Here is a 12,569-nt window from a genome sequence, read left to right on the forward strand (position 1 = left end):
GAGAGTCGTTATATGAAGAAAAATCTTTATGAAATATCTATTCGGAATCTTTATCTGTTTTTCATGTCTATTTAAAACCGCCGAAGCACAGAAAATCTATTCAAAATTAGGGGTGCACGCTGGTTATATGCCCAAATTTACGGTTCAGGAAGCCACAGATAGTCACGTCCGGCCTCTTGGAGTTCGATTGATGGTCTCTGACTATGACATGGCTCCTTTAGAGTTTGGGGTCCACGCATATGCCCGTTACGGAAAGACAGCTCGATTATCATACGGCGCTAGCCTGGCTTTTCTGATTGGCGAATGGAAAGCTCATGATTTCAAAGCGGGACTTTCATTGAGTAAAATTGAGCTGGAGGATGTATTGCTCGAAGATGTGGGAATTATTGGTCCTCAGGTTGGGGATGTCCGTTTCCAGGGATTGGGCAACGAATTTAAACCCTTTATCGAATGGGAGTGGCTGGGAACACCATTAGCCTCTTTTTTTGTACAAATGAGTTATCGAATCATCAATGGAGAAAAGACAGTTGTGACTGAAGTAGAAGAGGTTGACAGCCCGGTATTTGATTTTCCCATGAACGAATTGAGAGAACGGGATTGGTCGTTTTTCTATTCAGCCTCGGGTTTTGAAATTGGTTTTGGGGTGAGCATTCATTTGCTTCGGGAATGATCACATGTTTCAGAATTTGAACATTCAGAAACGGTCCTTTTTCCTCTTGAGAGTAACATTTATACCTGTCCCCAGATATCCAAAAATCGGTTTACAGCAAAAATAAAATAACCGATTACGGAGGCTGAGAGACTTTCAAGCATCAGGAAAATCGCACTTCCGAGAACATAAGTGGATAAAACCTGTATCCAGCTCCGGATTCCTTCCATAAAAAGATATCTCTCATAAATTCTGAGAACAACAATTCCCACCAGTATCAACGGTAAATATGTAGTGATTATAGAACTGAATAAAGTGGAAGGAATAATGAACCAAATGGGCACCAATATCAGCAATGACAAAATTGCCGTTCCTATGGCATAAGTACTTAAAATCAGGTTATAATAGAATCCATCAATATTATCCCGAAAGAAAAAGAGGCCGGATATTGATAACGCCGGAGTTAAAAGGAAAAACATTGAAAGAGGCAGTAAAATAGTTGAGACTTTCAAGTTGGCATATTGAATCCAATATGTAAGCTGCTGATACTGATCAATTTCTTTGCTTACCATATCTGCCAAAATCGGGGTTCTGTATCCAAGAACAAGAGAATAAAGAGCTACAATAATAATCACTCCTACCAGCCCATAAGCAAATGGATGCTGAAAATTGCTATTCTCCTCAAGGACAAAACTATCTACTACATGCTCGGGATTTGTCAGCATCTCTCTAAACGTATTTACAAACTCCATTCCAACAATAACAAGTTTTAGACTTTTCTGTTTTTTGATGTGCCAATGATAAAAGAATAATTGACAAATTTTATGTGAAAAATATCAGAGAAAGAATGCAAAATTATTTGTTTACCCTGAAGATTTTTTACCAACGGAACTATCTTTTTCTGAAAAGTATTTTTATATTAGGTGTCTGTCAACTTTTTAAAAACCAAACTTAAGATATGATCGGAGTTAACGTAAAAGATAACGAAAGCATTGATCGCGCGATTAACCGCTTCAAGAAAATGGTTACTCGTTCACGAATTTTGAATGAATACAAAGAACGGCAACAATATACCAAGCCGTCTGAAGAGCGAAGAGAAGCTCTGAAGAAAAGTGTTCGTGAAGAACGACGTCGTCAGAGAGATAACTACTAAGAATTTCTCTACATCAGTTCCGAGATCGTAGCCGCGGATTTTAATTCAGTTTTAGCCTGTACCGCGGTTCCGCTCTTTGGCATTACCACCTTCTGAATTCCCATTTTTCCCGCCTCTCTGATTCGCTGCTCCAGGTAAGACACATTCCTGATTTCTCCCCCCAGCCCGACCTCGCCGATAAATACTTTTTTCCTGTCTACAATTTCATTGTTCAGGCTTGATGCAAGCGCAGAAACTACAGCAAGATCAGCCGCAGGGTCCGTTATTTTCAAACCACCGGCAACATTCAGGTAAACGTCCTGATCGCCAAAATAGAGTCCTGCTCTTTTTTCAAGCACTGCCAGCAAAAGTGACAAACGCCGCTGATCGAATCCGCTGGCCGTTCTCTGGGGCGTTCCATAATTGCTTGACGAAACCAATGCCTGAATTTCTACCAGGATAGGCCTTGTCCCCTCCATCACACAGGCGATTGAATTTCCACTCACTTCCAGATCTGAATCAGACAAGAACAGCTCTGAAGGATTGGTAACCTCCTCAAGTCCTCCCTCCTTCATCTCAAAAACACCCACTTCCTGCGCCGGGCCAAATCGATTTTTTACGCAACGCAAAAGACGGTATAAATGATTTTTATCTCCTTCAAAGTGGAGAACGGTATCCACCATGTGTTCTAAAATTCTCGGCCCGGCGATATCTCCGTCTTTCGTTACGTGGCCGATCATCAGAGTTGTGATATTTTCTTTTTTAGCAATCTGTTGAAGCAGCGCCGAACACTCACGTATTTGCCGGATGCTTCCGGGAAGACTTGTCAGTTCATCACTAAAAAGGGTTTGAATCGAATCAATCACTAACAAGTCTGGCTTCAGTTTGCGTGCCGTATGAATTACGGATTGCACATCTGTGTCGGAACTGATGTAAAGATTCTCCCCACTTAAACCAATACGCTGGGCCCTTTGCTTGATCTGCGCGCCGGACTCCTCTCCTGCGATATATAAGATCTTTAAATTTTCACTATTTTTGGCTGTCTGAAGCATTAATGTGCTTTTGCCAATTCCGGGGTCGCCACCAAGAAGAATAAAGGAGCCTTCAACAAATCCTCCTCCCAAAACTCTGTCGAATTCTTCAAGGTTCGCAGATATTCTCTCCTGGTGCTCCGTTCCAATCTCTGATAACCGAACTGCTTCAGAAGATGTTGACTCAGAAATCTCAACCTTATGCTTTTTTGAGCTTTTCTTTTTCTCCCGCTTTTCGGTAAATGTATTCCACTCGCCGCATACCGGACAAACGCCTAACCATTTGGGCGAAACATGCTCGCAATTACTGCACTCAAAACGAATTTTCTCTTTAGCCATATCTTAAAAATCCTGTCAGACTTTCCTGACATTAATAATCAATCAGAGCTTTTATATCTCGGTTGGTTTTGTCTCATCCGTTTCAGCCAGTTTTTGATTGACCGAATCATTCACATACCAAAGCATCGCAAAAATTCCGAGGCCAATACTTGAATAGTAGGTTATAATCCGCCATGCAAATACGGCCAAACCGATGAACGCCTTTCGGTCAATCAATGGACCCAAAAAAATTGCAAAGAGTCCTTCTACTCCACCAGAACCGCCGGGAGTAGGAATAACAAGAAAAGCGAGATTCATGGCTAAACTTCGCAGAATTAACAGAATTTCATCTCCCGGCAGCAAACTCAGTACTACAATCACGGGGAGCGCAATCTTGCAAAGCCATGTCATGGTTGATAAATAAAAAGCTTTTAAAACGAATGTGAGTGGTTTTTTGCGAAGCAAACGGGAATAGCTCTCCAGATTATCGGCCTCGGCATTCACTTTATCGGCATACTTTTTCAAAAATGGCAGCTTGAATATTTTTTCAATAACCTTTTTAATTACTGCCGGATTGATCAATAATCCATAGGCGAGCAAAGCGCCATATAGCAAAAGGCCCGTGTAGATTAAAATCATGGTTACATTTCCAACCAGCCCGATTTCGGGAGGTAGAACCTGCAAATACATACTCGAAATCAACAAAATCGGAACGGCCATCGCGTACCAAAACTGATCTAAAAGCACACTATAAAGCATAATTGCAGATGATTGGCCGAGTTTAATCCCCTCTCGCGTCATCGCATAAGTGGCTACGGGAGCTCCCCCAATGGTTGAAGGAGTAACAGCGGAGGCGAAATCCCAGGTAAGGGCAATGCGAACTGCTGCCATCTTCCCAATTACCTTATCTGCCAGGTATCGAATTTTAGCGGCTGTAAAATAAACTTTTAATAATGTTACAACGATGGCTAACCCCAACCCTGGCAGCCGTTTGGGCTTCAAATGCTCAAGTACACCGGGTGTATACGTAAGATAAATAACGACCCCCATACTGATCACACTCAATGCGATAGATATCGCAAGGTACTTCATTGAGATCAGAGGTCGACTTTGAGCGCTGGAACTATGTTGAATCGGCTTTGACAATCACTTGAGTTATAAATTCAAACTCTGAAATATACAGAAAGGCAAGGTAGAGAATAAAAAAAATGCCGGACTTTATCGGTCCGGCATTCGTAAAGAGTTTTATGCAATGGTTATCTCGTCATTCAGGTATACGTCCTGAATATAGTTGAGAAGTTTTACGCCTTCATCCATTGGTCGCTGGAATGCTTTACGGCCACTGATAAGCCCCATTCCACCGGCACGTTTGTTTACAACAGCTGTTTTCACAGCTTGTGCGAAGTCGTCTTTACCGGATGCACCACCTGAGTTGATCAGTCCTGCACGGCCCATGTAGCCATTAGCTACCTGGTATCGGGTCAGGTCAATCGGGTGATCTGTTGTCAATTCATCGTAGATTCTTTGATCGAGTTTACCGTATGAAGAATCACCGGAATTGAGAGCAAGATAACCGCCGTTGTTAGTAGGCAGTTTTTGCTTCACGATGTCAGCTTCAATGGTTACACCAAGATGGTTTGCCTGGCCGGTAAGGTCGGCAGATGCATGATAATCGATTCCGTCAACTTTAAATGCAGAGTTTCGGGTGTAGCACCAAAGTACAGTAGCCATTCCCAACTCGTGAGCATATTCAAATGCCTGGGCAACTTCTACAATCTGTCGTGATGATTCATCAGAACCAAAATAAATGGTTGCACCAACAGCTGCAGCACCCATATCGTAAGCTTTATCAATAGAACCAAACATGATCTGATCATATTTGTTTGGATATGTTAAAAGCTCATTGTGATTAATTTTTACAAGGAAAGGAATTTTGTGGGCATACTTTCTGGATACAGAACCCAGAACACCAAATGTTGAAGCAACTGCGTTACATCCACCTTCGATTGCTAATTTAACAATGTTTTCCGGATCGAAGTAAGCCGGATTTTTGGCGAATGACGCACCAGCACTGTGTTCAATACCTTGATCTACAGGAAGGATTGATAAATAACCTGAACCTGCAAGTCTCCCGTGATTGATAATTCTCTGCAGATTTTGCAGTACACGATTACTTCTGTCTGAGTGGTACCAAACATCATCAACATAAGTTGGTGATGGAATATGAAGTTTTTCTTTTGGTATGGTTTTACATACATGACTTAGTAAGGAGTCAGCATCGTTCCCCAATAATTCTTCAATACTTGATTTTTCAAGTGTCATTATGTTTTGCTCCTGTTGTATTGATTAAAATTTCGTTTAACAGTTATAATATACACGTTAATTCGACAATTGGCTATTCACGGAGTCTTTTATCCGTAAATGGAAGCGCTTTGATTTTTTTAAAAATAGCGGATTTAGCAGTCGACAGAAAAAACTCTTATTTTTTGTGCTTTAAGTAAAACACTTTATGAAAATCGATCAAATAAATTTAGGTAATAAGCCACTTTTGTTGGCCCCAATGGAGGATGTAACCGACTCTCCTTTTCGCCAGATTTGCAGGAAGCGGGGAGCATCTATTGTATATACGGAATTTATCAGCTCCGAAGCTATTATAAGGGATTCTGATATTGCCATGCACAAAATGCATTTCGAGGAATCCGAACGGCCATTTGGAGTCCAGATTTTTGGCGGACGTGAAGAAGCCATGGAGGGAGCCACAAAAGTAGCCATCTCTAATAATCCCGATTTAGTTGATATCAATTTTGGATGCCCGGTTTATAAGATTGTAAAAAAAGGTGCCGGTTCAGCTTGTCTTAAAGACTTGGACATGATGGAGCGAATGGCGGGAAAAGTTGTGGATGCCGCCGGAGATTTTCCTGTCACGGTAAAAACCCGCCTTGGCTGGGATGATCGTTCGATCCGAATCCGGGAAGTCGCCTTGATGCTCCAAAAATTGGGTGTGAAGGCTCTCACCGTTCATGCCCGAACCCGGTGCCAGAAATATAAAGGCGATGCCCAATGGGAATATCTTAAGGAATTAAAAAATACTCCCGGGCTTGAAATTCCTATCATCGGCAACGGGGATGTTACTTCACCTCAACTCGCCAAAAAAATGTTTGATGAAACCGGTGTTGACGGGGTCATGATCGGTCGCGGTGCTATTGGCAATCCGTGGATTTTCGAACAGACCCGCCACTACCTGGAAACGGGTGAACTCCTTCCCGATCCAACTGTTAAACAACGGCTTGCGATGTGCGCCGAGCATTTACGATTTTCTGTGGCTCATCACGGAGAGCAGTATGGCGTAATTATCATGAAAAAACATTATGGACAGTACCTGAAAGGAATCCGGAACAGCCGTCAGCTTCGCGGACAAATCATGCAGGAAAAAGAGATGCAGCCAATCCTGGAATTGTTGCTGAATTTTAAAGAAGAAGAACTATACGCCGTGGCATAGCGAATCCTTTCCTGAAGTTGGTCGTAGACTGTTAATAAATCTCAACCAATTTGGATTTACTATGTGGTATCGAATTGTTCGTCTTTTCAAATCAGGTGGCAACGCCTATCTTTTCTACTCTAATCCTTTCCGGTATTTTCTGGGTGCTCTGCTTCTTCTGTTGATTCCCTATGCCATCTATATTTTCTGGGGATCTATTTTCGTATTAATCCTTGCAGGTTTTGGAATTTACTTTTTATTCAAGCTGATCAGGTCTGCTTTTAAAAAAGCGCCAATTTCATAAACTGAACGGAACGTCTTTTAGATTTGATCCACTCCCATAAAGGGTTTCAATACCTCAGGAATAAGAACATCGCCCTCTTCTGTTTGATACGTTTCCAGAATGGAAGCCACAATTCTTGGCAGTGCCAAACCCGATCCGTTTAATGTGTGAAGCATTTCTGTTTTTCCCTTCTCATTCTTAAACCGGAGTTGCATTCGCCGTGCCTGGAAAGAACCAAAATTGGAGCATGAACTGACTTCTAACCACCGTTTTTGTCCGGGACTCCAAACCTCAAGATCGTACTTTTTGGTTTGAGTGAACCCCATATCTCCGGTACACATCAACAGAGTTCTGTAGGGTAATTTCAGTTTTTTGAGGAGAGATTCGGCATACTCGCGTAAAGATTCCAGTTCGTCATCTGACGTATCAGGATGAACAATTTTTACCAACTCCACCTTATCGAATTGGTGCAGGCGGTTCAGCCCCCGAACATCCTTCCCGTAGCTTCCGGCTTCTCTTCTCCAACAAGGCGTATACGCGGTGTAATAAACGGGAAGATCATCCTGAGAAAATATTTCGTCGCGATGAAAATTGGTGACCGGAACTTCTGCCGTGGGAATGGCAAAAAAACCATCCCGCGGAATAGTGTACATCATATCTTCTTTATCGGGAATTTGGCCGGTACCCCGGGCTGAATCTTCATTCACAAAATAAGGAGCCTGTAATTCGGTATATCCATGTTCTGAGGCTTCATTCAGAAAGAAATTAATCAAAGCACGCTGAAGTCTGGCCATTGATCCTACATAAAAAGGAAATCCGGCTCCCGTTACTTTTGAACCCCGCTCAAAATCAATCCAGCCTTTTTTTTCAGCAATATCCCAATGAGGGAGTTTCCAGTCATCGCCGGACTGTTCACCCCATGTAAGAAAAACTTCGTTATCCTCTTCAGAATGGCCTACCGGCACAGAGGCATCCGGAACATTGGGTATTTGGTAAAGCAGGTCATCCCGTTCTTTTTGCAGCACGGAAAGCCTTTCTTCAAGCTCTTTTATCTCTGCTTTATTATCACCGGTTTCTTTGATGAGTTTTTGGGCTTCTTCTTTTTTACCCTGTCCCATCAGCTCGCCAATTTTTTTGGCTTTTTGATTACTTTCTGCTCTCAGGTTATCAACCTCGGTAACCACACTTCGCCATTCTTCATCTTTCTGCAACACCCGATCAACAATTGATGTATCCGGCTCTCCCTTGTTCTTCATTCCTGTCTTTACCAGATCAGTGTTTTCCCGGATAAATGTAACGTCAAGCATAAGTTAACTTTCACTTTTTTGATTCTTATTTTTACTAAAGATACAATGAGTAAATCCCTGTTTGAAATTTTTTAAAACGCTATCCCAATTTTTTTTAACTATTTATAAAAAACAGCTTAAATGAGATTGTTATCCTAACAAATTAAGGCTAACTTTAAAATCAATTAGAATTATTAAGTGCTTAATATATGACACACCACTTAGACGAAACAGACATAAAAATACTAAATCATCTGCAGGAAAACGGCAGAGCGCAACGAAATACTATCGCTGAAATCGTACATTTATCAGTGCCTTCAGTTTCAGAGAGAATGAGAAAACTTGAAGAAAAAGGGCTCATAGTAAACTACAACGCCATTCTTGATGCCAAGAAATTTCATTTCGATATAACGGCTTTTATTTTTGTTGAGGTAGACGGTTCTGAACGTTACTCCGAATTTGTAGATCATGTAACTCATCATCCGGAAGTAATGGAATGTCATTCCATCACCGGAGACGGTTCTCACATTCTCAAAGTTCGAACAAAAAATACCGAGTCTCTCGAGAAGTTTTTGTCGCTCATTCAAACCTGGGAAGGAGTAACACGCACGCGTTCCAATATTGTTCTGTCAACTTTCAAAGAGACCCGAAAACTACCGATAGAAGACGCTGAGGATATCAAAAAATAATACGGCCATTTTACGATTTCAGACTTTATTCCTGCTTCTTTGGATGATCACAATTCCGTATTTGGCTTCTGCTGATACGGTTTTTCTTCAAAATGGTCCCACAAACAGAATTGCTTTAACAATAAGTGATTCGAATAGTGAATCAGTATCTGCAGAAGATTTAAGAGTGGCGCGACAGATTGGAATTGACATGCTGGAAGTGTCTTTTCCTTCCCCATTTAATGAATCGGTTCTGGATGATTTCTACTTGTTGATTGATTCAGCCGAACCATTCCGAACTGTTTATGAATTAAATGAAAATCAGGAGTCTGTCATGAACTCAATTCTGATGGGCTATAACGCCGTACCCGGAGAGTTGCGTGACAACATTGCAGCAGTTAAACTTTTTGATTATCCGGCGGATTATAACGACGGTTTCCCATTGGCAGCTCAGAATATAACCTCACAGTTATCCAATTCCATTGGGGAGCCGTTCTTCTATCAATCTGCCTTTCTAAATCCTGAATTTACCAGTGGGGAGATCGATTTTATATCGGGCCGACTATTTTCCTCAATGGATCCGGATTCAGTAACCACTTCCCGGCAATCGGTTTTGTTGTTTGAACCTTCCGCCAATGTATCAGAATCTTTGCATCTGCTTGAATCGGTTTTAAACCAGAGCCGATCGCATCCGGAGAGTATTATCATCATTCCGGCAGATTGGTTTTTTTCACGAATAGAAGCTCAACCGGTTCTTTCAGAAATCGTAACTCAATACCTCCGCGGCAATTCAGTTACATTTCCCATGCCTGCAGATGAACAGGAAACCCCGGCTATAAACTGGCCGATTATTTTTCTTCTTGTTATTTGGGCGAGTTTTATTTTTCACTACAAGTACCAACCAATGTACATGGCAACTCTCCCCAGGTACTTTCTTAACCACTCGTTTTTTGTACATGATATTCGAAGAAAACGGATTCGAAGTTCTACAACCGGAATGATCGTGCTGTTTCAACACATCCTTTTAACCGGTTTTTTCTTCCTTCTTTTGGGAGATGCGTTTATCAGTCAGACCGGACTGCATTCACTCTCAACACATTTTCCGGCGGTATTTTATCCGGGTTTTGAAAAGCTCTGTCTTTTTGTACTCGGCCTGTTGATCGCTTTCTTTTCCCATATCATCTCAATTGTTTGGCTTCATTTGATGAATAAAAACCTTCATCAGCTAAATCAAACCATTAACCTTTACAGCTGGCCGTTGCATGTAAACCTGGTGCTCGTCACTTTTGTGGTTTATTTTGTACAATTAAGCGATGCACACGGTTGGTTGATTGTAGCCGCTGCAGCTTATTTCTTGGTGTGGTTTTCAAGTTTTACTATCGCCGCAATAGACAGTGCTAAATTCCTGGAAAAATACAGAGCGTTCTTCCTCTTTCTAACGGTTGGGATTCACACCCTTTTGAATGTGATCGGCATCGCCCTTATTTTTTGGATCCCATATATTTATGAGCCCCTGGAAATGGCTTTCCTTTTGCCTTAAATAATCTGTTTTCTTAGGCGGGCCACCGGAATTTGAAGATTCTCCCGGTATTTACTAACCGTACGTCGCGCCACTTTGTATCCTTTTTCTTTGAGGATTTCGGTGAGAGCCTGGTCGCTATACGGTTTCTTTTTGTTTTCATTTTGGATGACATCTGCCAAAATATTTTTCACCTCACGGCTCGATACATCCTCGCCGCTCTCTGTTTCAAGTCCTTCACTGAAGAAGTATTTGAGCTCGTAAACCCCAAAATTGGTCTGCACGTATTTTCCATTCACCACTCGCGAAACCGTTGAAATATCCATATTGATACGTTCGGCCACATCCTTCAGTATCATCGGTTTCAAGCCTTCACCATGTTTAAAAAAATCTTCCTGAAGAGCTACAATGGTTCGCATCGTTTTCATCAACGTATTGTGCCTCTGTTTGATAGAATCAATAAACCATTGCGCGGACTCTACCTTGTCTTTGATAAACTTGCGCGCTTCGGAATCTTCACCCTTCTTTGGCTTTCCTTTTTTCTTCTTGAGATTTTCCCACATCATTTTATAATCCGGGGAAATTCTCAGCGGCGGAATATTCCGCTGGCTCAAACGAATGACAAACTCACCCTCATCTTGTTTACCTTCCTCTTCCGAAGGTTCATAATACACTTCAAAATCAGGTTCAATATACTGTTGATTGTCCGTATCGGGATTGGAAACGCCACCCGGCCGGGGATTCATACCCTTAATCAGATCAAAAACCTCTTTTAGTTCTTCGTTACCTACATTGAGACGAGATTTTAATTTCTCGAAATGTTTTTTCTCAAAAGCTTCCCATTCATTTTCTAACAGTTTTATGGCAAGCTCGCGGATTTCATCATCTGCATCTGAATGACGTATTTGGCATAAAAGGCAATCCCTCAAATCCCGTGAGGCAATGCCTACCGGTTCCAGTTTCTGGATCTGTTTTCGAACTTTTTCAACCTTTTCTTTATTTACAAGACGACCATGATTAAAAGCGATGTTATCGACCACAGCATCAATTTCTCGTCTGAAATACCCATCTTCATCCAACGAGCCCAGGATCTGATCTGCAATGAGCATTTCTTCATCGTCTAAATCCAAAAGGCTTACCTGCTGCTCGAGCTCCTCAAGAAGGGTTTCGTGATAGGGATTTGGAAGATCCTTCCAATCCTCGTCAATCGCGCCTCCTCCACCGGAAGGCGAAGAGTAGTTCATCCCGTCATATTCCGTATTATGAAGAAATGAATCCCAATCTATATCTTCATTCTGATCTACAGGATCGGGATCGCCACTCTCCTCCTTTGCCTCGGGCTCTTCCCATTCAATTTCATTTTCGCTGATGGTTTCTTCAGGCGCAAGCGGATCTCCCTCCTCCAGCACAGGATTCATTTCAATCTCCTGTTTTACCCGTTGCTCAAGGCCAATTGTTGGAAGCTGCAGCAGCTTTACAAATTGTATCTGCTGCGGTGAAAGCTTCTGTTGCAGCGACTGCTTTTGCGATATGTTTTGACCTGTTTTTAACACTGAATCACGTTATCGTAGTTCGTCCTTTTTTCGATTGTACGCTGTATAAATCTTATAGTTGAGCTTTTGTTTTTTGCTCACGTTCTTTTCTGCAAACATCAAGAAATTCCCGGTACCACTCTTCACCATATCGCCGGGTCAGCGAACCTTCGAGAAATTCTGCCAGGTAAATTCCTTCGCTTTCTCCTCTTTGGCAAGCGGCTGAGCACAGTTCAGGAATATATTCAAAATTCGCATATTCAAATTCTCCAATCTGTTTTAACCGAATGGGATAGAGATGACAACTGATCGGTTTCTCCCAGCTAAATCGTCCTTCGTAATAAGCACTTTGGATGGCACAAGTGGCCACTCCGTTTTGGCCTTTTTGCACAAAAATGCACTCGCCGGAATCAATACATGAAATTTCATAACCGCTTTTTGAATCTCCAAGAACCACCCCGTCGCGCTCAGCGACTTCCACGGCTTCAGGATCCAGTTCATCCTTCAATTCCCGGAATGCTTTGTGAAGAACAGGAACTTCATTTTTACTGACAGGGGCGCCGGCATCTCCAATTACACAGCATGCTCCTTTACACCGGCTTAAATTACAGGCGAATTTTGCTGTAGCGATATCTTCCGAAAGTATTACGTTTTGTACGCGAATCATGTTAAC

The 12,569-nt window shown here is 42.0% G+C and carries 13 protein-coding genes; 6 read left to right on the forward strand and 7 right to left on the reverse strand.

The features are described from left to right. Positions 1–28: 28 nt before the first annotated feature. On the forward strand, positions 29–670 hold the full coding sequence (locus L0B18_RS15960; protein WP_234572799.1) for a hypothetical protein: 642 nt from the start codon (positions 29–31) through the stop codon (positions 668–670). Between the two features lie 59 nt (positions 671–729). Here L0B18_RS15960 and L0B18_RS15965 read toward each other — a convergent pair whose 3' ends face one another. Continuing rightward, complete coding sequence (locus L0B18_RS15965; RefSeq protein ID WP_234572800.1) at positions 730–1,401, reverse strand: hypothetical protein; 672 nt, start codon at positions 1,399–1,401, stop codon at positions 730–732. 206 nt (positions 1,402–1,607) lie between these two features. On the opposite strand from L0B18_RS15965, the gene rpsU reads away from it, so the two are divergent. After that, complete coding sequence (gene rpsU, locus L0B18_RS15970; protein ID WP_234572801.1) at positions 1,608–1,802, forward strand: 30S ribosomal protein S21; 195 nt, start codon at positions 1,608–1,610, stop codon at positions 1,800–1,802. Between the two features lie 8 nt (positions 1,803–1,810). On the opposite strand, the gene radA is transcribed toward rpsU, so the two are convergent. From radA to L0B18_RS15985, 3 genes are all read right to left on the reverse strand, one after another. After that, positions 1,811–3,151 carry a DNA repair protein RadA gene (gene radA / locus L0B18_RS15975; protein ID WP_234572802.1) on the reverse strand — a complete coding sequence of 447 codons (1,341 nt, stop codon included), beginning with the start codon at positions 3,149–3,151 and terminating at the stop codon, positions 1,811–1,813. Positions 3,152–3,202: 51 nt separating this feature from the next. Continuing rightward, positions 3,203–4,222 (reverse strand): lysylphosphatidylglycerol synthase transmembrane domain-containing protein, encoded by a 1,020-nt coding sequence (locus tag L0B18_RS15980; protein WP_234572803.1) that lies wholly within the window; start codon positions 4,220–4,222, stop codon positions 3,203–3,205. Between the two features lie 153 nt (positions 4,223–4,375). Then, the gene (locus L0B18_RS15985; protein WP_234572804.1) at positions 4,376–5,452 is read right to left on the reverse strand and encodes a class I fructose-bisphosphate aldolase; all 1,077 of its coding nucleotides are present in this window, start codon (positions 5,450–5,452) and stop codon (positions 4,376–4,378) included. 187 nt (positions 5,453–5,639) lie between these two features. Between L0B18_RS15985 and dusB the strand changes: the two genes are divergently transcribed. After that, positions 5,640–6,629, forward strand: a complete 990-nt coding sequence (gene dusB / locus L0B18_RS15990; protein ID WP_234572805.1) for a tRNA dihydrouridine synthase DusB — start codon at positions 5,640–5,642, stop codon at positions 6,627–6,629. A gap of 61 nt (positions 6,630–6,690) precedes the next feature. Beyond that, on the forward strand, positions 6,691–6,912 hold the full coding sequence (locus L0B18_RS15995) for a hypothetical protein (RefSeq protein WP_234572806.1): 222 nt from the start codon (positions 6,691–6,693) through the stop codon (positions 6,910–6,912). 17 nt (positions 6,913–6,929) lie between these two features. On the opposite strand, the gene serS is transcribed toward L0B18_RS15995, so the two are convergent. Next, on the reverse strand, positions 6,930–8,198 hold the full coding sequence (serS, locus tag L0B18_RS16000; protein ID WP_234572807.1) for a serine--tRNA ligase: 1,269 nt from the start codon (positions 8,196–8,198) through the stop codon (positions 6,930–6,932). A 188-nt stretch (positions 8,199–8,386) separates the two neighbouring features. On the opposite strand from serS, the gene L0B18_RS16005 reads away from it, so the two are divergent. Then, complete coding sequence (locus tag L0B18_RS16005) at positions 8,387–8,866, forward strand: Lrp/AsnC family transcriptional regulator (protein ID WP_234572808.1); 480 nt, start codon at positions 8,387–8,389, stop codon at positions 8,864–8,866. 43 nt (positions 8,867–8,909) lie between these two features. After that, positions 8,910–10,385: a hypothetical protein gene (locus L0B18_RS16010; protein WP_234572809.1), complete on the forward strand. Its 1,476-nt coding sequence runs from the start codon at positions 8,910–8,912 to the stop codon at positions 10,383–10,385. Here L0B18_RS16010 and rpoN read toward each other — a convergent pair. Both rpoN and L0B18_RS16020 read right to left on the reverse strand, forming a co-directional pair. After that, complete coding sequence (gene rpoN, locus L0B18_RS16015) at positions 10,382–11,917, reverse strand: RNA polymerase factor sigma-54 (protein ID WP_234572810.1); 1,536 nt, start codon at positions 11,915–11,917, stop codon at positions 10,382–10,384. The two genes, L0B18_RS16010 and rpoN, sit on opposite strands and share 4 nt — an antisense overlap. A 52-nt stretch (positions 11,918–11,969) precedes the next feature. Beyond that, positions 11,970–12,563, reverse strand: coding sequence for a DUF3109 family protein (locus L0B18_RS16020; RefSeq protein ID WP_234572811.1), 594 nt, complete (start codon positions 12,561–12,563; stop codon positions 11,970–11,972). Between the last annotated feature and the right edge of the window lie 6 nt (positions 12,564–12,569).

Origin of the sequence: Rhodohalobacter sp. 614A (genome assembly GCF_021462415.1) — a bacterium.
GTDB lineage: Bacteria > Bacteroidota > Rhodothermia > Balneolales > Balneolaceae > Rhodohalobacter.